The following is a 26,158-nucleotide window of genomic DNA, read 5'->3' on the forward strand; positions in this document are numbered from 1 at the left end:
GGGCCTTCCATGCTGACCTCCAAAACCGACCGTTTCACCGTTCAGCCGGCAGGCGAACGCGCCAACGATGCCGAGATGTTCGAACTGGCACCTGTTTCCCTGTGGCTGGAAGACTACAGCGGCCTCAAGCAGCTGTTCACGCAATGGCGAGCAGCCGGCGTGACCTCGCTGCGGGATTACCTGTTGGAGGACACAGCACGCGTGGAGGCCTGTTCCAGCCTGATCCGCGTCATCAAGGTGAACCGCAGGACGCTGAGCCTGTTCGAAGCCGAAGATCTGCCGCGGCTCGTCGACAATCTCGACCGAATCTTCCGCAATGACATGCTGAAGACTCACATCGATGAACTCGTGCAGCTCTGGGACGGCCGGACGGAATTCTTCAGCGATACGGTGAATTACACTCTGTCGGGAAAGAGGCTCGACATTCAGCTCAAGGGCAGCGTGCTGCCGGGGCACGAGGAGAGATGGGACCGGGTTCTGATCGCCATTGAGGACGTGACCGAGCGCGAGACGGCGCGCCGGCAGCTTGCGGCCAGCGAGACCTATGCCCGCGGCCTTTTCGAGCACTCGCCGGTCTCGCTGTGGGTGGAGGATTTCAGCTCAGTCAAGCAGCTTCTCGACGATGTGCGTCGGCAGGGGATCGCCGATTTCCGCGTCTTCACCGATGTCCATCCCGAGTTCGTCTCGCGCTGCATGAGTGAGATCCGCGTGATCGACGTGAATCGGCACACCCTCGACCTCTTCTCGGCGCCCGACAAGCAGACCCTGCTAATGCGTCTCGGCGACGTGTTCCGTGACGAGATGCGCGAGCACTTCAAGGAGCAGCTGATCGACCTCTGGAACGGAAAGATTTTCCAGCAGCGCGAGGTCGTCAATTACTCCCTTTCGGGCGACGAACTGCATCTTCATCTGCAGTTCTCCGTGTTGCCCGGCCATGAAAAGGATTGGTCGCTGGTCCAGGTGGCGCTCACCGACATCACCGCCCGCAAGCGCGCCGAAGCCTATCTGGAATATCTGGGCAAGCACGACGTCCTGACCAAACTCTACAACCGCTCCTTCTATGTCGACGAGCTCAACCGCCTGGAGCGCAAGGGACCATTCCCGGTCAGCATCGTCATTATCGACCTCAACGGACTGAAGGCGGCGAATGACCAGCTCGGTCACGCGGCTGGCGATGCCTTGCTGCGTCGGGCCGGCGAGGTGCTGAGCAAGGCCGTCGACAAGCCGTCCTATGCCGCGCGCATCGGCGGCGACGAGTTCGCTCTTCTGATGCCGGGCACCGATGAGCGCGATGCCAAGGTCGTGACGGACAGCATCGAGAACCTGCTCGAGGTCAACAACCAGTTCTACACCGGTCTGCCTCTCAGCTTCGCCATGGGTGCGGCGACGAGCCAACCGGGCGAGAGGCTGGAAGCGGTCGTCAAGCGCGCCGATCTCCTGATGTACGAAGCCAAGCGCGCGTATTACGCGAGCGTCGGCTAGTTGGGCGTGCACCGGCTGAGAACAACGACGCTACCTTTCCGACGTCATGGCCGGCCTTGTCCCGCCCATCCCGATCAGGAAGAGCACCGTGCCTCTCAGATCGGGATCACCGGTACAGGGCCAGTGACAACAGGCGGTGACGAAGCGGAGTGTCACAAGCCGATCTCGACGATCTCGGCCGTGGTCTGCCCGATGGGCACCACGTCGCCGATCTCCTTGCCCATGAGCGCCTGTGCCAGAGGAGACACATAGGACAGGCTCCCCTTCGCGGGATCTGCCTCGTCCTCGCCCACGATCCGGTAGGTCTGCCGCCGGCCGTCCTCGCGCTCGAAGGTGACCCGGGCGCCGAAGCGGACATGAGCGCTGTCCGTGGGGGGCGGCACCACCTCGGAGGAGGCCCGGCGGGCGGACCAGTAGCGCAGGTCGCGGGTGAGGCGCGCTACTTCGGCCTTGTCGTCTGCGGACTGAGCCTCGGCGAGGCGCTTCTGCAGGGCCTCGATCTCTGCTTCCATCTGGGCCAGCCCCGAGGGCGTCACGAGATGATGTGGACTGATCATCCGGTCGGGAAGATCCTCGAAGGCTTCTCCACCCTCGGTTTCACGAACAAAGGCACGGCTCATTACGTCTCCTCCGCTCTTTTGGAGAAAACGGTTCGAGGTTCGTGAAGGTTTCCACGGCTAACCTTTATTGCCTCGCTTGCCTTAGGCGCCCGACGATGCCGCCTGGGAAGGCATAGACGCTGATGACGAACAGCGCGCCGAGCCACAGGAGCCAGCGATCCGGATGGATCAGGTTCGGCAGGAGCGGGATGCCGGCCAAGGCTGCGCTCCCGGCGCCCATCAGAACCTGCAGGTAGCTTTGGGCCAGGACGAACAGAGCGGCCCCGACGACCGCCCCGTACATGGTGCCCATGCCGCCGATCACCACCATGAGGAGGATGTCGATCATGATCGAGAAGGACAGGGTGGTGTCAGGCCCGTTATAACGCAGCCACAGGGCCATCAGCGCACCGGCGATCGTGGCGGCGAGGGCCGAGATGACGGAGGCCGCCGTGCGGTAGGCGACGACCCGATAGCCGAGGGCCTCGGCGCGGAACTCGTTCTCGCGGATGGCCTGCAGCACGCGCCCGAAGGGCGAGTTCACGATGCGCAAGAGGACGAGGAAGACGACGAGCGAGACGGCGAACACGAGATAATAGGCGATCAGCCGTCCGTTGACGGCCGTGCCGAAGAGGGGCTCCGACAGGAGCCGGAAGGCCGGGCGCAACGCCGGCGGCAGCTGGAACGACAAGCCGTCCTCGCCTCCGGTTACATCCGATAGCTGCGAAGCGAGAACCGCGGCCGCCGAGGCGACCGCGAGCGTGATCATCGAGAAGAAAATGGCGCGCACCCGCAGTGACAGGAGGCCGATAGCGACGGCGAGCACGGCGGACAGCATCAGCGCCGACACAAGTCCGACGGCAGCTGAGCCCCAGGTGGGACCCATACGTTCGAGCGCAATGGCGATGCCGTAGCCGCCGATGCCGAAGAACATCGTATGCGCGAAGGACACGATGCCGGAATAGCCGAGCAGAAGATCGTAGCTGGCGACCAGCACGATGAAGACGCAGATCTTCGCCGCGGTGCCGATCGGCTGGCTCCCCGAGAACAGGAACGGCGTTGCCGCGAGCAGCAGCAGGATGGCGAGCAGGATGATGCTCAGCACCTTCGAGCGCGGCATGTCCGAGGACAGGATCGTGCTTGAGAAGCCGCCGCGCCGGCGGGTTTCGTCGAAGGGAAGGGCAAGGGCGGGAGACGTGCTCATCGACGGGCCACCGGAAAAAGGCCCTGCGGACGCCAGATCAGCACGAGGGCCATGACGAGGATGTTGGAGATCAGGGCGAGCTTGGGCTCGATGAAGCCGACGTAATTGGCCACCAGCGCGACGAGGATCGAGCCGACGAAGCAGCCGCCGACGGAGCCGAGGCCGCCGATGATGATGACGATGAACACCAGCACCATCACCTCCATGCCCATGCCGGCCGTGAGCGTCTGGCGATAGAAGGCCCACATGACGCCCCCGAGGCCCGCGAGCGCGGAGCCTGCGATGAAGACGCTCACGAAGAGGCGGCGGATGCGGTAGCCGAGAGCCTCCACCATCTCGGGATTCTCGACGCCGGCGCGGATCAGGAGGCCGATCCGGGTGCGGTTGAGGAGCAGTTGCATGCCGATGAAGACCGCAAGTCCGATGATGACCGCGACGACGCGGTAGCGCTCCATGACGATCTCGCCGAGCACGAAGGCGCCGCGAAGCGACTGCGGCAGCGGGATCGGAATCGGCGAGGCGCCCCAGATCGCATGGATCGCCTGTTCGGTGACGATCAGCCCGCCCATGGTGACGAGGATCTGCTTTAGGTGGCTGCCATAGACCGGGCGCACGACAACCCGCTCGAACACTGCGCCAACCACGCCGGTGATCGCCATGGCGCAAAGGATGCACAGGAGCAACAGCGCGAGGTTCAGCCCGATGGAATCCGCCGTCGCCCAACCCGCGAGCGGTCCGAGCACGAGGAGCGTCGCGTAAGCGCCGAGCGAGATGAAGACGCCGTGGCCGAAATTGATGATGTCCATCAGGCCGAAGACCAGGGTGAGCCCCGAGGCCATGAGGAAGATCATCATGCCCATGGCGAGCCCCGCCACGGTGAGCGTCACCCAGGTCGAGGGGCTGCCGACGAAGGGCAGCGCCAGCAGGGCGAGAGCCGGAACGAGAAGGAGCGGCAGCCAATCCGCCTTGGCACGCGGCAGCTCTGCGGTGGCGGAGGTGTCAACGGTCATGTCGCTCATTGGTGCGCATCCAGGGAGAGGCCGAGCAGGCGCTGCTGCAGGGCATTGTTCTCGACCAGCTCGCTCATGGCGCCGGAATGGACGATGCGCCCGTCATCCATGACCACCACGTTGTCGCCGAGCGCCGACGCGGCGTAGAAATTCTGCTCCACCAGCAGGATCGTCTCGCCTGACGCTTTCAGCGCTTTGAACGCCTCGATCATGGAGCGGACCATCACCGGCGCGAGACCCTTAGTCGGCTCGTCGATGAGGAGCAGCCGGCGCGGCTCCGCGATGGCGCGGGCGATGGCGAGCATCTGCTTCTGGCCGCCGGAGAGGTTGCCGGCCGGCAGGTTCCAGAAGCGCTTGAGGGCAGGGAACAGGCCGAGGATCCAGTCGAGACGGGTCTTGTCCACCGGCCCGCTGCGGGCCGCGAGCACGATGTTCTCGCGCACGGTCAGGTCGGTGAAGATGCCCATGGCTTCCGGCACGTAGGCGATGCCCGAGCGCGCGATGTCGGGCGTGGCGCTTCTCGTGATGTCGCGGCCGTCGAACCGGATGCGGCCCGACGAGGCCTGCCACAGGCCCATGACGGTGCGAAGCGTCGTCGTCTTGCCGGCGCCGTTGCGGCCGAGCAGCATGGTCAGCTCGCCGGCAGGCACTGCGAAATCCACGCCGTGCAGGATGTGGTAGGGGCCGATATGCGTATGCACGTCCGTCAGATCGAGGAGGGGCTCAGGCACGGGCAGCCTCCACCCCGAGATAGGCTTCCTGCACCACCGGCGAGGCGATGACCTCGGCGGGCTCGCCGTCGGCCACGAGCGTGCCGTTGTGCAGCACGATGATGCGGTCGGAGAGCGAGCGCACCACATCCATCTTGTGCTCCACGAGAAGCACGGTGGCATCGCTGCGCTGCTTGATGTCGTGGATGAGTTCGAGCACGGTCGGCACCTCGTCGACGCTCATGCCGGCCGTCGGCTCGTCGAACATGAAGACCTTGGGCTCCATGGCGATCAGCAGCGCAACCTCGAGCTTGCGCTGATCGCCGTGCGACAGCGCCTTCGGCGCCACGTGGCGCTTGTCCGCAAGCCGCACCCGTTCGAGGACGCTTTCCGCTTTCTCGATCAGATCGCGGCGCGCGTTCCACACCTTGAACATGGACCAGCCCGCATCGGCGCGGCTCTGCACCGCGAGGCGGACATTCTCGAGCGCCGTCAGTTGCGGAAACAGATTGGTGAGCTGAAACGCGCGTCCCAGTCCGCGCCGGGTTCGGGCGGAGGCAGGCAGTCCCGTGATGTCCTCGCCGTCGACCATGACCTGACCCGATGTGGCGCGCAGCTGTCCCGAGATGAGGTTGAAATAGGTGGTCTTGCCGGCGCCGTTCGGCCCGACGATGGCCGTGAGAGTGCCGGGCGTGAACCTGCACGACACGTGATCGACGGCCACGTGGCCGCCGAAGCGGATGGTCAGCCCGCGCGTTTCCAGCGCGGGCGTCGTTGCTGCCGTTGAGGTCACGTGGGCTCAGCGCTTATTGCGGACCGGGATCGGCATCTTGTCGGCCGGAATGACGCTAACGAGGTCGAGCAGGTCGTTCGCGTCCTTGCCGTTGGCCTTGACCTTGAAGTGGTACATCTCCTGCAGGGCCTGATGGTCTTCCTTGCGGAAGGTCATGGGGCCCTTGGGCGTCTCGAAGGTCATGCCCTCCATGGCGGTGATCAGCTTCTCGGGGTCGGTGCCGCCCGCCTTCTGGATCGCCGTGACGGCCGCGGAAGCCGCCGCGAAGCCGCCTGCGGTGAAGAAGTCCGGCGGCGCGTTGAAACGCTTCTGGTGCTCGGCCACGAGCCAGTCGTTCATGGCGTTCTTCGGGAAGGCATAATAGTAATACACCGCGCCTTCCATGCCCGGGTAGTTCTTGTAGATCTGCATGGCCGGCAGGATGTTGCCGCCCGGCGCGATTTCGATGCCGAAGCGCTCGGGCTTCAGGTCGGCGATCTTCGGCAGCGGATGCTGGCCGGCCCAGATGATGTTGATGATCTTCTTGCCCGGCTTGTCCTTAAGCGCATCGAAGATCCTCTGGGCAGAGGCCGTGAAGTCCGTGGCGTTCTGCGGCGCATATTCCTCGAACACTACCTTGGCGTTCGGGCGGATCTCCGCGAGGGCGTTCTTGAGCGCCGCGACGCCGTCCTTGCCGAAGGCGTAATCCTGCGCGAGCGTCGCGATGGAAACCTCGCCGCTCACTGGCACGGCCGCCGCCGCACCATAGGCGTCCTGGGTCGAGTTGCGCGCGGTGCGGAAGATGAAGCGGTTCCACTTGTCGCCGGTGATCGCGTCGGCCACGGCGGGCTCAACGATCAGCACCTTGCCGTTCTCCTCGGCCACCGGCAGCATCGCGAGTGCGGCAGCCGACGACGTGGTGCCGACGGCGAGATCGACGTTGTCGTCGTTGTAGGCCTGCTCCAGCAGCGTCTTGGCGAGATCGGCCTTGAGCTGGTCGTCCTTCACGATGACGCTGATCTTGCGGCCATTGACGGCCATCGTGCCCTTGGTGAGGTATTCCAGCCCCATCATGAAGCCGGCTTCGGTCTGCTTGGCATAGGCCTCGAGCGGTCCGGTCTTGCCGGCGATCAGAGCGATCTTGATGTCCTGGGCAAAGGCCGCGGATGCAAAGAGAATGCCTGCTGCAGCGGCAGCGAGTGTGAGCTTCAGGCGCATCGAACTCCCCATGGTTTTATGGGGTCATTGACGGCTTCGCAATGCAGCATGTCAAGTTCGACTCTCGGACCATCCAACTCTCATTGGTCTGGCGCGAAAGGCACCCCTCACGCCTCCGGCAGAACCGGCGTCTCGATGTCCTTCGCCTCCCGTCCGCGCCGCGCAGCCTCGCGTTCCAAAAGCAGAAGAGCCAGCCCCGCGCCACAGATGACGGCGGCGCCGACCAGAGTCCAGAAGCCCACGACGTCCCCGAAGAACAGGTAGCCCAGTACGATCGCCCAGACGATCAGCGTATACTGATAGGGCGCAACCACGGAGGCCGGCGCGATCTTCAGCGAGCGGTTGACGCAGACATGGGCCGCCATGGACACGATGCCGAGAAGGAACAGGCCTGCGAGGTCGAGCGGTCCCGGGATCACCCAGGCAAGCGGCGCCGCGATGAGGCCGAAGATCAACGTCCCGAGAATCTGACCGAGCACGAGGGTCGCATCGTCGGTCTCCCGCAGCTTGCGGGTGGTGATCATCAGGAGCGAGTAGAACAGGCTTCCGGCCAGCGCGATGAGGGCCGGCAGGGACAGGGTGGCCGTGGACGGCCGCAGAGCGATCAGAACGCCGACGAAGCCGATCCCGATGGCGAGGATGCGCGGCTTGTCGATCTTCTCGCCGAGCCAGAACGCCGCGAAGGCCGCCACATAGATCGGTCCGGCTAGGTAATAGGTCATCACGTCGGCGAGCGGCAGATAGGTGACGGCCCAGTAGAAGCAGGCCACCTCGAGCGTCGAGAGGGTGATCCTCACCGCATGCAGGGCCGGCTGCGGCGGGATCGCGAAGGGCACCTTCTGCCGACGCATGAGGGGGAGAAGAACCGTCAGGGCCGCAACGCTGCGCAGGAGCAGCACCTGGCCGACGGAATAGGTGGCGACGAGCCATTTCCCCATGACGTCGTTCATGGCGAACATGAACACGCCCAGCAGCATCAGGCCGATGCCGACGAGGGTGCCCGAGCGGATCTTTTGGGCGGAAGAGGCGCTGGAATGCTTCATGGGGCGGATCAATGCGGGAAAATGAGCTTGATTCCAAGACTTTTGCGGTCTGACTTAGGTTGAAGACATTGGGAGACACCTCATGAACGATCTGGCACCCAAGGATCCCGGCTACGAGGCGCGGGTTCGGACGAGCTTCGCGTCCCAGGGGATGATGGCGACCTTGGGCGCATCTCTCGTTCGCGTGTCTCCAGGTCTGGTCGAGATCTCGCTGCCCGCCTGCAGAGCCGTGTCGCAGCAGCACGGTTTCGTCCATGCGGGAGCGATCGCCAGCATCGCGGATTCCGCTGCCGGCTATGCGGCCCTGACCCTGATGCCACCCGGTGCCGGCGTTCTCACGGCCGAGTTCAAGATCAACCTCATGGCGCCCGGGATCGGCGAGCGCATGACGGCGCGGGGCAGGGTCATCAAGGCAGGCAGGACGCTCACGCTGGCCTAGACCGACGTGTTCGCCGTCCATGACGGCCGTGAGAAACAGGTCGCGCTGCTGACGGCGACGCTCATGGCGGTTCAGGGGCGCGAGGGGGTGAGCGATTAGCGCGATCGGCCACCCGCCCTTTTCTCCCCCTTGCGGGAGCGGATTAGCAAAGTCGGACGGCGTGATTGCTTTGCCTTCCCTTTCCATTCACAAGCCAGGAAGGAGGGAAGCTATGATCACGGCCGATGGAGATAGGCAGGTTCTCCTGCCCCCTTGAATCGTGCCGTCCCGGCTGCAGATCCCCTCCCGGCCTGCGCTTCAGCAGGGATGTTGCAGGAGCACGGGGCAATCGTCGTGGACAAAGCCGATCTCTCCAATCTCTACCGCGCATACATCGACTGCCTGAACGAGCGGGATTGGCCGAGATTGGAGCGGTTCGTTCATGACGACGTCTCCTACAACGGCCGGTGGATCGGATTGGTGGGCTATCGCGAAATGCTGGAGCGCAACGTTCGGGATATCCCCGATCTCCATTTCCAAATCGGCCTGCTGATTTCCGACCCGCCTCACGTTGCAAGCCGGCTGCTCTTCGACTGCACGCCGACGGGAAAATTCCTCGGCCTCCCTGTCAACGGCAGGCGAGTGTCCTTTTCCGAGAACGTCTTTTACGAATTCCGGGACGGAAAGATCGAACGCGTATGGTCGGTGATCGACAAGGCGGCCGTTGAAGCTCAGATCTAAAACGTCTTGGCCCCGTTCACCGGCAGCATGATCGCGTAGAGCGACGTGGTGGCGCAGATGTAGAGCCGGTTCCGCTTCGGTCCGCCGAAGACGACATTGGCCACACCTTCCGGCACCAGGACCTTGCCGATCAGGGTGCCGTCCGGGTCATAGCAATGCACCCCGTCGCCGGCGCTGGTCCAGACCCGTCCCGCCTCGTCGAGCCGGAAGCCGTCGAACAGGCCCTGAGTGCAGGTGGCGAAGACCTTGCCGCCCGAGAGGCCGCCATCGGCATTCACGTCGAAGGCGCGGATGTGGCGCGGTCCATCCTTGAGATGGGTCGCGCCGGTATCGGCCACGTAAAGGCGCGTCTCGTCGGGCGAGAAGGCGATCCCGTTCGGGCGCACGAAATCGTCCGCCACGATGCGCACGTCGCCCGATTGCGGATCGATGCGGTAGACATGGCAGGCGCCGATCTCGCTGTCCGCCTTATGGCCCTCGTAATCGGAATCGATGCCATAGGCCGGATCCGTGAACCAGATCGAGCCGTCCGACTTCACCACCACGTCGTTGGGGCTGTTGAGGCGCTTGCCCTGGTGATGGCTCGCCAGCACGGTGATGGACCCGTCGTGCTCGGTGCGCGTCACCCTTCGGTTGCCGTGCTCGCAGGTGACGAGGCGGCCCTGGCGGTCGACCGTGTTGCCGTTGGAATACCCGGCCGGATGGCGAAAGACGCTGACGGCGCCCGAGGACTCGTCGAAGCGCATCATCCGGTCGTTGGGGATGTCGCTCCAGACGAGATAACGACCTGCTGGGAAATAGGCCGGCCCCTCAGCCCAGCGGCAGCCTTCCGCCAGCTTCTCCAAGCGCGCCGATCCCTTGAACAGGTGCTGAAAGCGATCGTCGAGGACGACGGCGACATCTCTGAACATGGTGATTGGGAGGTCCTGTCAGTGAGCCATCAGAACGGGCATCGACGTGTTGCTCAGGATATGGCTGGTCGCGCCGCCGAAGAACATCTGTCTCAGACGGCTCTGGGTGTAGGCTCCCTTCACGAGAAGGTCGCAGCCGAGAGCGGCGGCCTCGGACAGGATGGTCTCGCCCGGCCTGTTCGAAGGATCAGCCGCCGTGACGGCTTCTGCAGGCAGGTCGTGCATCCGCAGGTGCCTGGCGAGCTCCGATCCGGACGGGCCGGGAACGCCCCAGTCTTCGAGTTCGAGCACGATTATGCGCCGGGCCTTCTTGAGCAGGGGCATCGATCCCAGGACAGCCCGGGCAGTCTCGGTGCTCCGGTTCCAGGCAATCACGGCGGTTTCGGCGAAGGTCCGGGGCGCGGTCGGCGGCGCGATGAGAACGGGGCGCCCGGTCTCGAACAGGGCCGCCTCCACGGTGGAAAGGCGGGTCTGACCGTTCGACCCGTCCGGTCGGCCGACCACGACGAGATCGAACACCCGGCCGTAGGCGCCGAGGAAGGCGTCCTCCATCAGGCCATCCTGCCGCCAGCCCGAACTCAGCCCGGGAAGCCCCGCCGATGCGCGGGCGATCTGCTGCGTCGTCATGAAGGCTTCGAAGCGCTCGCGGCAGGCGCGGGCCATTTCGAGGCGGTTCTCCGGGGTGATCGGGGAGGGCACGCCGATAGCGATATCCACCGGCAGGACGACCGGATAATCGGGGGTGATCGCGATCCCCTCGATATAGCTGTCGAACATCCGGCCGAGCTGCAGGGCTGCCTGCAGCTGAGGCTCGACGATGCCGTGATCTTCAATCGGGACGAGAATGCTCTTCATGAGGATTATTGTCGCGCTTAAACCTCGGCTCGGCAAGACCATCCGAAAGTTCACCCCGGGCTGTGGATGGGTTTGAGTTTGACATCGGATTGTCGTCGGCTCCAGCTTTGAATGCCCGGCCACATCAAGGAGCCCTTCGCCATGCGTAAGTTCGCACTCATCAGCGCAGCCACTTTGCTCGCTTTGTCCGTGTCGGTCACCGCCCATGCTTTCGATCCGGGCAACACGAGCCGGATCAAGACGCTCGTGGATACCGGCATGCAGTATTACTGGTCCGGCGGGGACGTGAAGAAGGCGGAAGCCGAGGTCTTCAAGGGCATCACCCTGCACGGCCGCTACGACGTGGTGGAAAAGGCCTTCGCGGAAGCCTCGTCGCTCGCGCCGGAGCGCCTCGATTTTCGCTTCGCCGTCGCCTCGTCGCAGATCCTGCAGAAGAACCTTGCCGGGGCCCGCGCGACCTACGAGGACATCCTGGCCAAGAACCCGTCGTCTTTCGACGCCCAAGCCTGGCTCGCAGCGCTCGCCCGCATCGAGGGCAAGGCCGATGAGGCCGCGCTGACGGACCAGGCTCTGGCGGCCCTCGACCGCGAGCGCGCGGAAGCCTATCGCCGGCGTTTTGCCCATGCCGAGGCCATCATGGCGGAGCGCCCGAATGTGGACGTGCCGACTGTTCCGGGCCGCGTGATGATTGTCGCCCTCGGCTATGCCCTGGCCAAGGACGGCACGGCGGAAAAGCCGCTTCTTGACCGCCTGGACGTGGCCTTGAAGGCCGCGAACGCCAACCCGACGGCCCGGATCATGGTCACCGGCGGACAGCCCCAGGCAGGCGTCACCGAGGGCGACGTCATGACCAAGTGGCTCGTGGAGAAGGGCATCGACCGGGACCGCATCCTGATCGAGGACAAGTCGAAGGACACGGTCGGCAACGTGCTGAACGTCGCCAATCTCCTGAAACGCCACACGGCCGATTCAGTCATCCTGGTGACGAGCTCCAGCCACATGCGCCGGGCCCGCACGCTCCTCGAGGACGCCTTTCGGCAATACGACATCAGCGCGCCGATCCTCCCGATCGTCGCCCTCGACGCGCCGTCCATCGAGGAGGCCGCGAAAGTCTCCAAGGACGAGAGGATGGTGATCTACCGCGACCTGATGCGCGTCTCTGGGCTGTGGGCCTATCCGGGCATCCAGCAGTAGATCGGGCGTTCGCTATTCGACCTTGAAGTCTCCTGGGTTCCAGGAGACTTTCGGATATTGCGGGTCCATCTCCTCGAGGGTGGCCTTGACGATGGTCGCGATGGCCGCATTGCGAACCCATTTCCGGTCGGCAGGTATGACGTGCCAGGGCGCCCATTGGGTCGAGCAGCGGTGGAGCATGATCTCGTAGGCTTCCTGGTAGTCGTCCCAGTGCTCCCGATCCTCCAGGTCGCCCGGGTTGAACTTCCAGTGCTTCGCCGGATCGGCGAGGCGTTCCTGAAGCCTCTCCTTCTGCTCATCTTTCGAGATGTGCAGCATGAACTTGAGGATGGTCGTGCCGGTCTCCACGAGCATCTTCTCAAATGCGTTGATCTGCTCGTAGCGCTGCTCGATGACCTTCTCGGGCGCGAGCTTGCGCACCTTGCCGACGAGAACGTCCTCGTAATGGGAGCGGTTGAAAATGCCGATGGTGCCGCGCCGGGGGCAGGCGGCATGCACGCGCCAGAGATAATCGTGCTCCAGTTCGAGCCGCGAGGGCGGGCCGAACGCATGGACCGTGACCCCAAGAGGTCCGGTCGCGTTGAAGACGCCGCGGATGGTGCCGTCCTTGCCCGACGTGTCCGTGCCCTGGAGGACCACCAGAAGGGCGCGGGAGCCTTCCGCGTAGAGCCGATCCTGCAGGGTATCGATCTCCTTCGCCAGAGCGGCCGTGGCGGCCTTCGTCTGCTGCTCGTCGCCGAAGAGCGACTTGTCCCGCGGGCTGCGGTCCTTCAGCCGGATCGTCTCGCCGGGTTTGATCCGGAGCTTTTCCCTCAAGGTCCGTTCCTGATCCGTCATCCGCAATCCTCCATGTCTCCAGGACGATAGGGCATGACAACTGGAAAGGAAGGCTGGGATCGAAGCCGGCGCACTCTTTACGGGATTGCGGGCAGGACGTACCAGAGTTCTGCCAGTCAAGATGGAAGGGGCTGCCACGATGCTTTCACTCTACTACTATCCCGGCAATGCCAGCCTGCTGCCGCACATGATGCTGCGGGAAATCGGCGCCGAGTTCGAGCTGCGCCTCGTGGACAGGGGGCAGAACGCCCAGAAAAGCCCGGAATACCTCAGGCTGAACCCGAGCGGACGCATCCCCGTGCTGATCGACGGCGACCTGGTCCTGTTCGAGACGGCCGCCATCGTCCTGCATCTGGCCGACAGGTTCCCGGAATCGGGCCTTGCGCCCGCCTCCGGAACCGCCGAGCGGGCCGAGTTCTACAAATGGATCATCCACCTCACGAACACGCCGCAGGTGGAGTATCGCGCTTGGTTCTATCCGCACGAGCACGTGACCGACGAGGCTGCCGCACCGGCCGTCAAGCAGGCGGCCAGCGAGCGCCTCAACCGCATGTTCGACGTGATCTCCGCGCAGCTCGGGGACAAGACATGGCTTCTCGGCGAGCGCTTCTCTGCGGCAGACCTCTTCCTGTTCATGCTGATCCGCTGGGGCCGTGGCCTGCCGCGGCCGCCTCGCAGCATCCCGAACCTGAACGCTCTCGCAGAGCGCGTGCTGGCGCGGCCGGCCGTTCAGAAAACCCTTGAGGTGGAAGGGATCAAGGCCCCGATCTTCTGAGGCTATTTCTGCCGTGAGGCCCGCTTCGTCCGTGCGCGTTCCGGCAGCACCTGGTCGACCTTGCTCATCCCTGCCCAGGGATCCTGCTTGAGCGAGGCGAGACGCTTGCTCAGGTTCGCGACGGTGAAGCCGTTCGGCCTGAGATCAGGCGACAACTCCTCCCAGGCCACCGGCGTGGCTACGGGAGCGCCGGGCCGCGAGCGGGTCGAGTAGGGTGCAACGGCCGATGCCTCGCGGTTGTTGCGCAGGTAATCGATGAAGATTCGCCCCTCGCGCTCCTGCTTGACGGAGGTAGTGGTGTAGCGATCCGGCTCGTCGGCCGCCATGGCTTCGGCGATTTCCCGCGTAAAGGCGAGGGCGTCCTTCCATGGCGCTTTCGGCCTGAGTGGCACGACCACGTGCAGGCCCTTGCCGCCTGTCGTCTTCACGAAGCTTTCGAGGCCCAGCACCTTCAGGCGTTCGCGGACGGCAATAGCCCCTTCGATCACGCGCGGCCATTCCACGCCTTCGCCGGGATCGAAATCGAAGATGAGACGATCGGGCCGTTCCAAGTCGGCCAGGGTCGCACCCCAAACATGCATCTCCAGTACGCCTGCTTGGACGAGGGAAACGACGCCCTGAATGTCCCGAACGGTCAGGACCTCCTGCTTGCCCGTTCCATCCTTCACCATGTCCGCTTGGATAAAGGCGCTCATGCCGGCCCAGGAATGACGCTGGACGAAGCACTTCTTCTCCGCACCGCCGGGGCAACGGACGAGCGTGAGAGGACGGTTGACCAGATGCGGCAGCAGCCAATCGGAGATGCCGGCATAGAACGTGGCCAGCTCCTTCTTGGTGAGCCCCTGATCCTCCCACAGCACGCGGTCCGGATGGGTGAGTGGCACGCCGGCGACTTCGGCTGTCGCATCATCGGATATCTTGGACTTCGAAGCGACCCGCTTGGCAGGCTTCTCCGATTTCGAAGATGCGGCTTTCTTTGCAGGAGCTTTTCGTTTCGCGGGAGTTTTCGCCGCCCCACCTGGAGCAATCTCCTCGAGCGTGCGACCTGTTTTCACGGACAGGGGCGCCTCGTCGAGAATATCCGGATCGTCCTCACCGCGCGCATAGCCGTCGTCGGCTTTGATCAGGAGCCAGGATTCCTGGCGTTCGCGCGGGCGCTTGGCCATGCGGACGAGATGCCATGTCCCCTGCAGCTTCTCGCCCTCGAGGCGGAAAGTGAGGCGGCCCTTCTCGTAACCCTCGTGAGGATCGCCTTCCGGCTCCCAGGTTCCGCGATCCCAGAGCAGAACGGTCCCGCCGCCATATTGGCCTTCGGGGATGGTGCCTTCGAAATCGCCGTAACCGAGAGGGTGATCCTCGACATGAACCGCAAGGCGCTTCTCGCCCTTGACGAGGCTCGGACCCTTGGCCACCGCCCAGCTTTTGAGAACGCCGTCGAGCTCCAGACGGAAATCGTAATGCAGGCGGGAGGCGTCGTGTTTCTGGACGACGAAGGAGGCGCCCCGCCGGCGGGAGGCTTTCCCCGCCGGCTCGGATGTTTTCGTGAAGTCGCGCTTGGCGCGGTAGGCTGCGAGCTTTGCCATGGCGCGGAGTCAAATCCGCGCCCGGCAATCTGGTTCCCGTCTCAGGACGCCAGAGGCTGAGTGGCCGGCTCGGCCGTGCTGCGCTCGGTCAGGAAGGCGGCCGCGATCAGGTCGCGGGTGTACTCCTCCTGCGGCCGGTCGAAGATCTCCTCCGCGGTTCCGCGTTCCACCACCTTGCCGCTCTTCATCACCATGATCTCGTCCGAGAGGGCGCGCACGACTGCAAGGTCGTGGCTGATGAAGACGTAGGCGAGGCCGTGGGCCTTCTGCAGGCTGCGCAAGAGCTCGACGATCTCCTTCTGGACCGAGCGGTCGAGCGCCGAGGTCGGCTCGTCGAGGACCACGAGCTTCGGATGCAGGATCATGGCGCGGGCGATGGCGATGCGCTGCCGCTGGCCGCCGGAGAACTCGTGCGGGAAGCGGTTGCGCCAGGCCGGATCGAGCTGCACCTCCTCGAACGCCTGTGAGGCGCGCCGGTCGCGCTCCTTGCGCGAGATGCTGGGCTCGTGGACGAGGAGGCCCTCGGTCACGATCTCGCCCGCCGTCATGCGCGGCGAGAGGGAGCCGAACGGATCCTGGAAGACGAGCTGGAGATGGCGCCGCAACGGCCTCATGCCGCCCCGGTCGAGGGGCATGAGGTTGCGGTCCTCGAACCGCACCATGCCCGAAGCGGGTTGCAGGCGCAGGATGGCGCGGCCGAGCGTCGACTTGCCCGAGCCGGATTCGCCCACGACGCCCACCGTCTCGCCGGCGCGAACCCTGAGGCTCACATCGTCGACGGCTTTGAGCACATGGGTGGCCTTGCCGAAAAAGCTTTTCTCGAGCGTGAATTGAACCGCGATGTTTCGCGCATCGATCACCATGGGAGCCGTGGACGCGACGGGCTCCTTGCGGCCCGTCGGCTCGGCATCGATGAGCATTTGCGTATACGGGTGCTTGGGCGCTGCGAAGATCGCGTCGGTGTCGCCGCTTTCGACCACCTCGCCGCGCTTCATCACGTAGGTGCGGTCGGCGAAGCGGCGCACGACGCCGAGGTCGTGTGTGATGAACACGATCGACATGCCGAGCCGCTTCTGCAGGTCCGCGAGAAGCTCTAGGATGCGCGCTTGGACGGTCACGTCGAGAGCGGTGGTCGGCTCGTCGGCGATCAGCACGTCCGGATTGTTGGCGAGCGCCATGGCGATCATAACCCGCTGGCGCTGGCCGCCGGACATCTCGTGCGGATAGGCGTCGATGCGCCGGGCCGGGTCCGGGATGCGGACGAGCTCCAAAAGCTCGATGGCGCGCTTGCGGGCAGCGGCCTTGCTCAGGCCGCCATGGGTGATGAGCGGGAGGCTGAGCTGATCGCCGATCCGGTAGAGCGGGTCCAGCGAAGTCATCGGCTCCTGGAAGATCATGGTGAGCTTGGAGCCGCGGTAGTGGTTGAGCCTGTCGGGGGAGAGGCCCACCAGCTCCTCGCCGCGATACTTGACCGAGCCCTCGGCCCAGCCGTTCGAGGCGAGCAGCCCCATGACGGACATCATGGTCTGGCTCTTGCCCGACCCGGACTCGCCCACGATGGCCACGGTCTCGCCCGGGTTGATGTCGAGGTCGATGCCCTTCACCGCATGGAGAATGCCGTCGCCGGTACGGAAGCGGACGTGAAGGTTGCGGACGGAAAGAACGGGTTCGGCCATATTGGCGTCCTTCATGTCAGCGATCCTTCGGGTCGAGAGCATCGCGCAAGCCGTCGCCGATGAAGTTCAGGCAGAAAAGAATCGCGACAAGCGTGATGGAGGGATAGATCAGCATCCAGGTGGCGCCCTGGATGTTCTTAGCGCCCTCGGAAATCAGAACGCCGAGGCTTGTGTTGGGCTCCTGGACGCCGAGGCCGAGGAAGGACAGGAAGCTCTCGAGCAGGATCACCTTCGGCACGAGAAGCGTCATGTAGACGACCACCGGTCCCAGCGTGTTGGGGATCACGTGACGGCGGATGATGCCCTTCGTCTCTACACCCAGGGCCTCGGCGGCTTGGACGTATTCCTGGCGCTTGATGGAGAGCGTCTGGCCGCGGACGATGCGGGCCATGTCGAGCCATTCCACCGCGCCGACCGCGATGAACATGAGCACGAAGTTGCGGCCGAAGAACACGACCAGCATGATGACGAAGAAGATGAAGGGCAGCGAATAGAGGATGTCGACGACGCGCATCATCACCAGATCGACGCGTCCCCCGAGATAGCCCGATGTGGCGCCGTAGATCACGCCGATCAGGATCGCCACGAAGGTGGCGAGCAGCCCGATGGCGAGCGAGACCTGGCCTGCCCTCATGGTGCGGGTGAGAAGATCGCGCCCGTTGGTGTCCGTGCCGAAGAGGAAATGCTGCCGCTTCAGAGGCACGTCGACGACGAGCCGCTGACCCTCCTGCTGCTTCTCGACGACCTTGGCGGGACCAAACAGGTCGGAGCGCTCGAAATAGGCCAGCAACCGCTCGTCGATCGGCCGCGAGCTGGAGCTCACGAGCGTCATGCGGACGACGTCGTTGTCGATCGTGATGTTTTCGGCCTTAGCCCGGACGCGGGCGCCGATGCGCTCGATGTTCGGCTCGATCTGATCGGCCTTCGGATAGGCCTCGATGCTTGCCGGCACCTTCACGTAATCCGGATAGACCCGGTCGAAGGGATGACCGGTGAAGAACGGCCCGAAGATGCAGGCGAGCGCAATGAAGCTCAGCACGATGATGCTGGTCAGGGCCGCGCGGTTGCGGATGAGACGCCCGCGAGCCTCGGCCCAAAGGGAGCGTCCGGTGATGGGACCCGTCATGGTCTCGACGGGAAGAACGGCGCCTTCAGCCATGGGAGATCTCACTCGTAGCGAATGCGCGGATCGATAAGGGCGTAGAGAATATCGACCACGAGGTTGAAGAGCAGAACGAAGATCGCCACCACCACGACCGTGCCCATGACGAGGGTGTAGTCGCGGTTGAGCGCGCCTTCGACGAAGTAGCGTCCGATCCCCGGCAGGCCGAAGATGGTCTCCACTACCACGGAGCCGGTGAGCAGGGCTGCCGCCGCGGGCCCGAGATAGGACACCACGGGCAGGGCCGCGCCGCGCAGGGCATGGGCCACGATCACCCGCGTGGGCAGACCGAGCGAACGCAGGGTGCGGATGTGGTTGGAGCGCAGGTTCTCGATCATGGCCGCGCGGGTCATGCGTGCGACGACCGCGATCTGCGGCAGGGACAGCACGAGGACCGGCATGACGAGATTACGGAGATTGCCGTTGGCCCAGCCGGCCACCGGCAGCCAAGCCAGGGCGAGGCCGAAGACGATCTGGAAAATGGGTGCAACGACGAAATTCGGGATCGTCAGACCGAGGGCGCCCATGCCGGTGACGAGATAGTCGATGGTGCTGTTCTGGCGCAGAGCCGCGATGGAGCCCAGGGTGCCGCCCACGATGATGGCGAATGAGAGAGCCAGAGCCCCGAGTGTCATCGAGATGGGCAGGCCTCGGGCGAAGAGCTCGGCCACGGAGAAGTCGCGCAGGATGAAGGAGGGGCCGAAATCGCCCCGCACGACCGCGCCCAGATAGAGCAGGTACTGCTCGAAGAGCGGCTTGTCGAGCTGATAGATCCGGTTGAGGTTTTCCATCACCTTGGCCTCGAGAGGCCGCTCCAGATCGAACGGTCCGCCGGGAGCGAGCCGGATCAGGAAGAACGAGAGCGTAATGATGATGAAAAGAGTAGGGATGGCCGACAAGAAACGGCGGAAGATGAAGGAGAGCATGGAAAGCTCCTCCTGCTACAGCATAACAGAAATACAATAGGGCGGCCTGACGAGCAGACCGCCCCTAGGAAGAAATATTTTTACTGGACCTTCGAGAGGAACCGCGTCGGATAGATGCCGCGCGTATTGTGCTCGAAGCCCTTGATCTTCGGTGAGATCAGGTGGCTCTTGCCGTAGTACATGATCGGGATCCAGGGAATGTCCTTCATGAGGATGGTCTCAGCCTTCTTCATGATGTCGGCACGCTTCTTCAGATCCATCTCGGCGGCGCCCTGCCGGAGCAGGCTGTCGAACTCCGGATTGTTGTACTTGCCGTAGTTGAAGCCCTTGTTGTCGCTCCGGAGGAGGAACAGGAAGTTGTCCGGATCGGAGAAGTCTGCGATCCAGCCGTAGCGGGCGATGTCGAAGTCGCCGCCGTCACGCAGATGGGCGAAGTGGGTCTTGCCGTCCGTGTTGATGAAGGTCGTTTCGACGCCGATCTGCTTCCACTGGTCGGCAATGGCGATGACCGTGTTGCGGTTGTTGTCGGTCGTGTTGTAGCGGATTTCGAGCTTCAGCGGCTTGCCTTCGCCGAACCCGGCTTCCTTCAGGAGGGCCTTGGCCTTTTCCTCACGATCGATGGGTGAGGTATCCTTGTAGTCCACATAGGCGGGCTCCCCGTAGTTGCCGACGCCCGGGGGGATGAAGGAATAGGCGGGCAGCATGGTCTGGCCCCAGATCTGATCCGCGATGAACTCGCGGTCGAGGGCCATCGAGAGGGCTTGGCGCACGCGCACGTCATTGAACGGAGCCTTGGAGGAGTTCACGACCATGTACCAGCCACCCATCCAAGGGCCGACGTGGACCTGATCCTTGAAGCGCTCCTTGAGCGACTTCATCTGGTCGGCCGGAACGTCGTCCGTCGTGTCGAGCTCGCCGGCCTCGTAACGGCGCACCATGGCGGCGAAGTCCGGGGTGGGGAAGTAGTTGACCGTTTCAATCTGGACGTTCTTGGCGTCGCGGTAGTTCTCGTTCTTGACGAGCTTGATGTGCGAGTTCGGCACGAACTCGGCGAGCTTGTAGGCGCCGTTCGTCACCATGTTGCCCGGCTTCACGTAGTCCTTGCCGAACTTCTCCACCGAAGCCCTGTGAACGGGCAGGCTGGTCTGGTGGGTGAGGAGCTCGATGAAGTAGGGGGTCGGCTGCTCGAGGGTGATCTCGACGGTCTTCGGGTCGACCGCCTTGACGCCGAGCTCCTCGACCTTCGCCTGGCCCTTGTTGATCTTCTCGGCGTTCTTGATGGGGTAGAGGATGTTGGCGTACTTCGCGCCCGTCGCCGGATCCATGATGCGGCGATAAGAATAGACGAAGTCCTCAGCCGTCACAGGATCGCCGTTCGACCACTTCAGACCACTACGAAGCGTAAAGCGATAGGTCCTGCCATCGTCGCTGACCTCCCACTTCTCCGCCTGACCGGGAACGGCCTTGGCCTTCATGTCATAGGCGACAAGTCCTTCGAGCATGTCCTGGAGGATGTGGAATTCCTGCACCGTCGAGGTCTTGTGGGTGTCGAGCGTCTCGGGCTCGCCCGAATTGGCGCGGTTGTAGACGACTTCAGCCGACGCGGCGCCCATGAGGGCGGCCGTGGCGACGGCGGCGAGAGCCGTGCGTTTGATCCATGATGACATCGGACGCGTTCCCTTTCTGATTTTCTCTTAGGGTCTTTGAATGTCTCGGTCAGAGCCGGTAGGGCAGTAACCTTGCCCTATTTGTTGATCAATCAACTGTTTATGTCCAGTACTATCCAAAAAATTAAGAAATTCCTGGAATAACAAACGGTTGTCCGTTTGACCTAGCGTCAGGCACCGGTGTCGAACACCAATCCTGCGGCCTCGATGCCGCCTGCAGCGGCGATTTCGTCATTGTCCGAGGTGTCGCCGGAGACGCCCACCGAACCCAAGATCCGCCCCTGGGCGTCCTTGATCAGGACTCCGCCCGGAACCGGTACGAGCTGCCCGCCCACCGCGTGGGTCGCCGAGGCGACGAAATAGGGGCGGTCGGTCGCCATCTTGTGCAGGGCCCGCGAGCCGGCTCCGAGCGCCAGGGCGCCATAGGCCTTGCCCATGGCGATCTCGGCCCGCTTGAGGCTGGTGCCGTCTTCCGACAGGAGAGCCTTGAGGGCGCCCCGAGCGTCGTAGACGACGACGGAAAGCGGCTTGAAGGATTTTTCCCGCGCGGTCTTGAGGGCGGCGGTGGCAATTGTCTGGGCCGTCTCCAGGGTGAGTTCGGTCACTCGATCCTCCGTTGCTGTCGTTGTTGGGTAGGCGCCGTGCCCTTAACGCGTAGCCGTTTCCCTGGCCGCGAGCCACGTTGCCACGGCCTTGCGCTCGTCCAGGGTCATCTCGGTGATGTTGTTGGGCGGCATGGCGTGGGTCAGCACGCTCTGGATGCGGATGATCTCCGCGTGGCGGGCAATCTCCTCCGGCGTGTCGAGGCGCACGCCCTTCGGGGCCGTGACGATGCCGTCCCAGACGGGTTCGGTCGCATGGCACATCGAGCAGCGGGACTGGATCGCCAGCACGGCCTCGTCGAAGGATGCCGTAACGGCTGCGGGCGTCGCATCCGCAGGGGCGGACGCCAAGTTGGCGTTCCCCGGCTTGCCGAGGATCGACAGCCAGATCGCGGCCCAGATGCAAAGGGCGGCCACGGCCCAGGTCCACCAGGGCGAGCCCTTGCCCGCATGCTGCGAGTTGAAGAAGTGCCGGATCACGGCTCCCGCGATCACGATCAGCCCGATGATGGCGACCGCGTAGCGCGACGACCAGGCCAGCGGATAATGGTTCGACAGCATCAGGAAGATGACGGGCAGCGTCAGGTAGTTGTTGTGCGTCGAGCGCAGCTTGGCTTCCTTGCCGAGCTTCGGGTCGGGCGAGCGGCCCGCCAGGAGCTCGGCCACCACCTTCTTCTGGTTCGGGATGATGATGAAGAAGACGCTCGCCGACATCCAGGTGGCGATCATCGCGCCCGTATGGAGGAAGGCCGCTCGGCCATTGAAGACCTGGGTGAAGGCGAAGGCTGCCAGCAGGATGTAGACGAAAAGCGCGACGCCGAGGACGAAACCGTTCTTGCCCAGCGGCGAACGGCAGAGCCCCTCATAGACCAGCCAGCTCGCGGCGATGCCACCGATCCCGATGGCGGGTGCCTGCCAGGGCTCCAAGGCGCGCACGGCTGGGTCGATGGTGTAGAGGTCCGCGTGGAGATAATAGACCCAGACGATGAGGAAGAAGCCGCTGATCCAGGTGGAATAGCTCTCCCATTTGAACCAGGTCAGCTCCTTGGGCAGTTCGGCCGGCGCGACGAGATATTTGCGCATGTTGTAGAACCCGCCGCCATGGACCTGCCACGCCTCGCCGCCGACGCCTTCAGGCAGCCCCTCGCGCTTCTTGAGGCTGAGATCCAGATGGATGAAATAGAACGACGAGCCGATCCAGGCGATGGCCGTAATCACATGGACCCAGCGGATGATCTGGCTGATCCATTCGGAAATTTGCGGGTCGATCATGCAGCCACTTGGTCAGATGGGGACGTCACAGCCTAGGGCCCGGCTCCCCTTGGCGGAAGGCCCATGCTGCCGTTTTTTCAACAGCTTCCCTGTCGCGAATGCCCGGGACTTGTGCAACTAGACTTATGGATGCGCTTGACGGCGGAACGTGGTCCCGAAAGATTCCACCCGTCGAAGGACACTGCACTGACCGCGAGGCCTTATGGGACGCCTGTCCACCCACGTACTGGATACCGTCAACGGCAAGCCCGCCAAGGGTGTCGCCATCGAACTCTTCGCCGTCGAGGGGACGCAGCGCCGCTCCGTCGTCCGCACGACGACGAATGCGGATGGACGCACGGATGCGCCCCTGATGATTGGCGGCGCGTTCCGTCCGGGAACATACGAGCTTGTCTTCGAGGTCGGCGCCTATTTCGCTTCCCTCGGCACCGCGACCGCCGATCCGCCGTTCCTGGATGTCGTGCCGATCCGCTTCACCATCGCGGAGCCCGACGGCCATTACCATGTCCCGCTCCTCGTCTCGCCCTGGAGCTACTCCACCTATCGAGGAAGCTGATCTTGCCCGACATCTCCTATCCGCGCGACCTCGTCGGCTATGGCCGCAACCCGCCGCATCCGCGCTGGCCGAACGGAGCCCGGATCTGCGTTCAGTTCGTGATCAACTATGAAGAGGGCGGCGAGAACAACATCCTGCACGGCGACCGGGCTTCCGAGGCGTTCCTGTCGGAGATCGTGGGTGCGCAGCCTTGGCTCGGCCAGCGGCACATGAGCATGGAGTCGATCTACGAATACGGTTCCCGCGCCGGCTTCTGGCGTCTGTGGCGCCTGTTCACCGAGCGCGGCCTGCCGGTGACCGTTTACGGCGTCGCCACGGCTCTCATGCGCAATCCGGAGGCCGTTGCCGCCATGAAAGAGGCCGGTTGGGAGATCGCCAGCCACGGGCTTAAATGGATCGACTACCGAGACTTCTCGGCCGAGGAGGAGCGGGCGCATATGAGGGAAGCGATCCGCATCCATACCGAGGTGACGGGCGAGCGGCCCCTCGGCTGGTACACGGGCCGCACCTCGGAGCACACCAACCGTCTCGTGGCGGAGGAGGGCGGCTTCCTCTACAGCGCCGATTCCTACGCGGATGAGCTGCCCTATTGGGAGCAGCATGGCGACCGGCAGCAGCTGATCGTGCCCTATACGCTGGACGCCAACGACATGCGCTTTGCCACCCCGCAGGGGTTCAATGCAGGCGACCAGTTCTTCGCCTATCTGAAGGACAGCTTCGACACGCTCTACGCGGAAGGCGAGACGGCGCCGAAGATGATGTCGGTGGGCCTCCATTGCCGCCTCGTCGGCCGCCCAGGGCGCGCTGCGGCGCTTGCCCGGTTCCTGGATTACGTGACGTCCCACGAGAATGTCTGGGTGGCCCGGCGGATCGACATCGCGCGCCACTGGATCCGGAACCACCGCCCGGCGGACATGAAGCCCAGCCGCATGAGCCGGATGATGTTCGTCGAGCTTTTCGGCGACATCTTCGAGCATTCGCCCTGGATCGCCGAGCGCACCTTCGACGCCGGGCTGACCACCGGGCAGGACACGGCCGAGGGACTTCATGCGGCCATGGTCCACGTCCTCTCGCAGGCGACCCACGAGCAGAAGCAGGCGCTGATCAATGCCCATCCGGATCTCGCCGGGCGCCTGAAGCTTGCCGATCTCACGGCCGATTCCCGCAACGAGCAATCCTCCGCCGGCCTCGACAGCCTGACGGAGGCGGAGCGCGACCGCTTCCTGAAGCTGAACGAGGCCTACAGGCAGAAATTCGGCTTCCCGTTCATCATGGCCGTGAAGGGCCGCTCGAAGGACGAGATCCTCGCCGCCTTCGAGGAGCGGCTGGATCATGAGACGGACGTGGAATTCGAAACCGCCATCGTGCAGATCGAGCTGATCGCCCTGCTCCGGCTCAAGGATCGCCTGCCGTCGCTGGCGGATGTCTTTTCGAGTTTGGCCTGATCGGAACCCCCGGGACGGCCATGCGTCTTCCTCCCAGCTTGGCCATCGTGAGCCGGGCAGGAGCAGGAGGAGGACCATATGGGTCTGTTCAAGTTCATCAAGGAAGCCGGCGCCAAGATCTTCGGCGGCAGTGCCGCCGCTGCCACTCCCGAGAAGCTGCAGCAGGAGGTCCAGGGCCACGGATTCGATGCGAGCAAGCTCGGGATCCAGGTCGAGGGCGACAAGGTGAAACTGTCCGGCCAGGCGACCAACCAGGAAGAGGCCGAGAAGATCATTCTGTCCCTCGGCAACACCTATGGCGTCGCCGAAGTCGACACGAGCGAGCTGCAGGTCCAGCAGCCCGCCGCAGCCTCGACCATGTACACGGTCCAGAAGGGCGACACCCTCTGGGAGATCGCCGAGAAGCACTACGGCAAGGGCAAAGGCGCGAAATACACCGAGATCGTCAAGGCCAACTCGCCGCCGGTCAAGGATCCGGACATGATCCAGCCCGGCTGGGTGCTGCGGATTCCACCGCTCGCCTGAGACAGCCTGGATTGCACTCCTCCCTGCCGAGCCGGTATGACGGAACTCATCCCAGGGAGGAGTTGCCATGAGTGAAACGCCGAAAGTCATCGATCTCGACCGCGACGCCGTCAAGCAGGGGCTGCAAGAGGGGGCCTTCGTGCTCGTCGACGTGCGCGAGCCGCATGAATTCGCCGCCGGGCACATTCCGGGAGCCGTCTCCCATCCGCTCTCGTCCTTCGATGTCTCCGCTCTGCCCGAAGGCAAGCGAGTCGTCTTTTCCTGCGCGGCGGGCGTCCGGTCCGTGCGGGCCATCGAATACGCCCAGGCGGCCGGGCGGGACATCCGGGAACATTACAAGGGCGGCTTCAAGGATTGGGCGGCTGCGGGAGAGCCCGTGGAGTAGGGTCTCGAGAGCGCCTCACATAGATGTGTTCTAAAGTGGAGTGCTCAAGCTTGACGAGATGTGCGCTAATGCCGGCCCGCTGACGGTGGTTCGTAGGGACACCATCGGTCGGCCCATGAGGGAAGGAAGATATGAAGCGTACAATGTTCGTCGCCAGCCTCCTGGCGCTCGGAGTGACGGCTGCCATTGCCCAAAGCAATGTCGTCGAGCAGCGCCAGGGTCTCATGAAGGAGATGGGAGCGCAGACGCGTCCCCTCGGCGGCATGATGCGCGGCCAGGAGCCGTTCGATCTCGCCAAGGCAAAGGCCAGCCTCCAGGTTCTTGCAGTGAATGCCGAGAAGGCCGGTCCGCTGTTCCCTGAGAGCTCCAAGAACGCCGAGAAGACCGAAGCTCTTCCGGCCATCTGGGAGAACAAGGCGAAATTCGATTCGATCATGACGAAGCTCCGCACGGATGCCCAGGCGGCGATGGCTTCGATCAAGGACGAGGCCTCCTTCAAGGCGGAGCTGCCGAAGGTGCTGCAGAACTGCGGCGCCTGCCACAACGACTTCCGCAAGAAGAGCTCGTAAGATCAGAAGGCTTTAAAATGG

Annotated in this window: 27 protein-coding genes; 10 read left to right on the forward strand and 17 right to left on the reverse strand. The window is 64.0% G+C overall.

The features are described 5' to 3' along the window. Positions 1-9: 9 nt before the first annotated feature. Positions 10-1,482 carry a sensor domain-containing diguanylate cyclase gene (locus VB672_RS20245; protein WP_329786018.1) on the forward strand — a complete coding sequence of 491 codons (1,473 nt, stop codon included), beginning with the start codon at positions 10-12 and terminating at the stop codon, positions 1,480-1,482. Between the two features lie 152 nt (positions 1,483-1,634). Here the strand turns inward: VB672_RS20245 and greA are convergent, their stop codons facing one another. From greA to VB672_RS20280, 7 genes are all read right to left on the reverse strand, one after another. After that, positions 1,635-2,102 carry a transcription elongation factor GreA gene (greA, locus tag VB672_RS20250; protein WP_329786019.1) on the reverse strand — a complete coding sequence of 156 codons (468 nt, stop codon included), beginning with the start codon at positions 2,100-2,102 and terminating at the stop codon, positions 1,635-1,637. A 64-nt stretch (positions 2,103-2,166) separates the two neighbouring features. After that, the gene (locus tag VB672_RS20255; protein ID WP_329786057.1) at positions 2,167-3,201 is read right to left on the reverse strand and encodes a branched-chain amino acid ABC transporter permease; all 1,035 of its coding nucleotides are present in this window, start codon (positions 3,199-3,201) and stop codon (positions 2,167-2,169) included. An 80-nt stretch (positions 3,202-3,281) separates the two neighbouring features. After that, positions 3,282-4,304 carry a branched-chain amino acid ABC transporter permease gene (locus VB672_RS20260; protein WP_329786020.1) on the reverse strand — a complete coding sequence of 341 codons (1,023 nt, stop codon included), beginning with the start codon at positions 4,302-4,304 and terminating at the stop codon, positions 3,282-3,284. Continuing rightward, the gene (locus tag VB672_RS20265) at positions 4,301-5,026 is read right to left on the reverse strand and encodes an ABC transporter ATP-binding protein (protein WP_329786021.1); all 726 of its coding nucleotides are present in this window, start codon (positions 5,024-5,026) and stop codon (positions 4,301-4,303) included. The genes VB672_RS20260 and VB672_RS20265 overlap by 4 nt, the downstream gene beginning before the upstream one ends. Further along, entirely contained in the window at positions 5,019-5,798 is a 780-nt protein-coding gene (locus tag VB672_RS20270) for an ABC transporter ATP-binding protein (RefSeq protein ID WP_329786022.1), read from the reverse strand. The genes VB672_RS20265 and VB672_RS20270 overlap by 8 nt, the downstream gene beginning before the upstream one ends. A gap of 6 nt (positions 5,799-5,804) precedes the next feature. Beyond that, the gene (locus VB672_RS20275; RefSeq protein WP_329786023.1) at positions 5,805-6,995 is read right to left on the reverse strand and encodes a substrate-binding domain-containing protein; all 1,191 of its coding nucleotides are present in this window, start codon (positions 6,993-6,995) and stop codon (positions 5,805-5,807) included. Between the two features lie 107 nt (positions 6,996-7,102). Continuing rightward, on the reverse strand, positions 7,103-8,038 hold the full coding sequence (locus VB672_RS20280; protein WP_329786024.1) for a DMT family transporter: 936 nt from the start codon (positions 8,036-8,038) through the stop codon (positions 7,103-7,105). An 82-nt stretch (positions 8,039-8,120) separates the two neighbouring features. Between VB672_RS20280 and VB672_RS20285 the strand changes: the two genes are divergently transcribed. Continuing rightward, positions 8,121-8,477 (forward strand): PaaI family thioesterase, encoded by a 357-nt coding sequence (locus tag VB672_RS20285; RefSeq protein WP_329786025.1) that lies wholly within the window; start codon positions 8,121-8,123, stop codon positions 8,475-8,477. A 306-nt stretch (positions 8,478-8,783) separates the two neighbouring features. Next, positions 8,784-9,197, forward strand: a complete 414-nt coding sequence (locus VB672_RS20290; RefSeq protein ID WP_442932134.1) for an ester cyclase — start codon at positions 8,784-8,786, stop codon at positions 9,195-9,197. Here the strand turns inward: VB672_RS20290 and VB672_RS20295 are convergent. Both VB672_RS20295 and VB672_RS20300 read right to left on the reverse strand, forming a co-directional pair. Beyond that, positions 9,194-10,108 carry an SMP-30/gluconolactonase/LRE family protein gene (locus VB672_RS20295; RefSeq protein ID WP_329786027.1) on the reverse strand — a complete coding sequence of 305 codons (915 nt, stop codon included), beginning with the start codon at positions 10,106-10,108 and terminating at the stop codon, positions 9,194-9,196. The two genes, VB672_RS20290 and VB672_RS20295, sit on opposite strands and share 4 nt — an antisense overlap. Positions 10,109-10,126: 18 nt before the next feature. Continuing rightward, a complete protein-coding gene (locus tag VB672_RS20300) occupies positions 10,127-10,963 on the reverse strand; it encodes a universal stress protein (RefSeq protein ID WP_329786028.1) in 837 nt (278 codons plus the stop codon). A 141-nt stretch (positions 10,964-11,104) separates the two neighbouring features. Here VB672_RS20300 and VB672_RS20305 point away from each other — a divergent pair, with 141 nt between their 5' ends. Next, entirely contained in the window at positions 11,105-12,157 is a 1,053-nt protein-coding gene (locus tag VB672_RS20305) for an ElyC/SanA/YdcF family protein (RefSeq protein ID WP_329786029.1), read from the forward strand. A 12-nt stretch (positions 12,158-12,169) separates the two neighbouring features. Here VB672_RS20305 and VB672_RS20310 read toward each other — a convergent pair whose 3' ends face one another. Next, positions 12,170-12,994 (reverse strand): polyphosphate kinase 2 family protein, encoded by an 825-nt coding sequence (locus tag VB672_RS20310; protein ID WP_329786030.1) that lies wholly within the window; start codon positions 12,992-12,994, stop codon positions 12,170-12,172. Between the two features lie 139 nt (positions 12,995-13,133). Between VB672_RS20310 and VB672_RS20315 the strand changes: the two genes are divergently transcribed. Further along, complete coding sequence (locus VB672_RS20315; RefSeq protein WP_329786031.1) at positions 13,134-13,769, forward strand: glutathione S-transferase family protein; 636 nt, start codon at positions 13,134-13,136, stop codon at positions 13,767-13,769. A 2-nt stretch (positions 13,770-13,771) separates the two neighbouring features. Here the strand turns inward: VB672_RS20315 and ligD are convergent, their stop codons facing one another. The 7 genes from ligD to VB672_RS20350 all read right to left on the reverse strand — a co-directional run bounded on the left by ligD (position 13,772) and on the right by VB672_RS20350 (position 22,657). Beyond that, positions 13,772-15,352, reverse strand: a complete 1,581-nt coding sequence (gene ligD, locus VB672_RS20320; RefSeq protein ID WP_329786032.1) for a non-homologous end-joining DNA ligase — start codon at positions 15,350-15,352, stop codon at positions 13,772-13,774. A gap of 41 nt (positions 15,353-15,393) precedes the next feature. Continuing rightward, positions 15,394-17,043: an ABC transporter ATP-binding protein gene (locus tag VB672_RS20325; protein WP_329786033.1), complete on the reverse strand. Its 1,650-nt coding sequence runs from the start codon at positions 17,041-17,043 to the stop codon at positions 15,394-15,396. 1 nt (position 17,044) lies between these two features. Next, positions 17,045-18,187, reverse strand: coding sequence for an ABC transporter permease subunit (locus VB672_RS20330; protein ID WP_329786034.1), 1,143 nt, complete (start codon positions 18,185-18,187; stop codon positions 17,045-17,047). Between the two features lie 8 nt (positions 18,188-18,195). After that, positions 18,196-19,116, reverse strand: coding sequence for an ABC transporter permease subunit (locus tag VB672_RS20335; protein ID WP_329786035.1), 921 nt, complete (start codon positions 19,114-19,116; stop codon positions 18,196-18,198). An 80-nt stretch (positions 19,117-19,196) separates the two neighbouring features. Further along, on the reverse strand, positions 19,197-20,783 hold the full coding sequence (locus tag VB672_RS20340) for a peptide ABC transporter substrate-binding protein (protein ID WP_329786036.1): 1,587 nt from the start codon (positions 20,781-20,783) through the stop codon (positions 19,197-19,199). Positions 20,784-20,953: 170 nt separating this feature from the next. After that, the gene (locus VB672_RS20345; protein ID WP_329786037.1) at positions 20,954-21,388 is read right to left on the reverse strand and encodes a GlcG/HbpS family heme-binding protein; all 435 of its coding nucleotides are present in this window, start codon (positions 21,386-21,388) and stop codon (positions 20,954-20,956) included. Positions 21,389-21,430: 42 nt separating this feature from the next. Then, positions 21,431-22,657: a urate hydroxylase PuuD gene (locus VB672_RS20350; protein WP_329786038.1), complete on the reverse strand. Its 1,227-nt coding sequence runs from the start codon at positions 22,655-22,657 to the stop codon at positions 21,431-21,433. A 202-nt stretch (positions 22,658-22,859) separates the two neighbouring features. Here VB672_RS20350 and uraH point away from each other — a divergent pair, with 202 nt between their 5' ends. The 5 genes from uraH (at position 22,860) to VB672_RS20375 (ending at position 26,137) form a co-directional block, all read left to right on the forward strand. After that, entirely contained in the window at positions 22,860-23,213 is a 354-nt protein-coding gene (gene uraH, locus VB672_RS20355; protein WP_329786039.1) for a hydroxyisourate hydrolase, read from the forward strand. An 11-nt stretch (positions 23,214-23,224) separates the two neighbouring features. Further along, positions 23,225-24,658, forward strand: coding sequence for an allantoinase PuuE (gene puuE, locus VB672_RS20360; protein WP_329786058.1), 1,434 nt, complete (start codon positions 23,225-23,227; stop codon positions 24,656-24,658). Between the two features lie 78 nt (positions 24,659-24,736). Further along, complete coding sequence (lysM, locus tag VB672_RS20365; RefSeq protein ID WP_329786040.1) at positions 24,737-25,183, forward strand: peptidoglycan-binding protein LysM; 447 nt, start codon at positions 24,737-24,739, stop codon at positions 25,181-25,183. A 67-nt stretch (positions 25,184-25,250) separates the two neighbouring features. Beyond that, a complete protein-coding gene (locus tag VB672_RS20370; RefSeq protein ID WP_329786041.1) occupies positions 25,251-25,568 on the forward strand; it encodes a rhodanese-like domain-containing protein in 318 nt (105 codons plus the stop codon). Between the two features lie 131 nt (positions 25,569-25,699). After that, positions 25,700-26,137, forward strand: coding sequence for a c-type cytochrome (locus tag VB672_RS20375; RefSeq protein WP_329786042.1), 438 nt, complete (start codon positions 25,700-25,702; stop codon positions 26,135-26,137). The last annotated feature ends 21 nt before the right edge of the window (positions 26,138-26,158 follow it).

Source organism: Microvirga sp. CF3016 (assembly GCF_036314085.1).
In the GTDB taxonomy this organism is placed as follows: domain Bacteria; phylum Pseudomonadota; class Alphaproteobacteria; order Rhizobiales; family Beijerinckiaceae; genus Microvirga.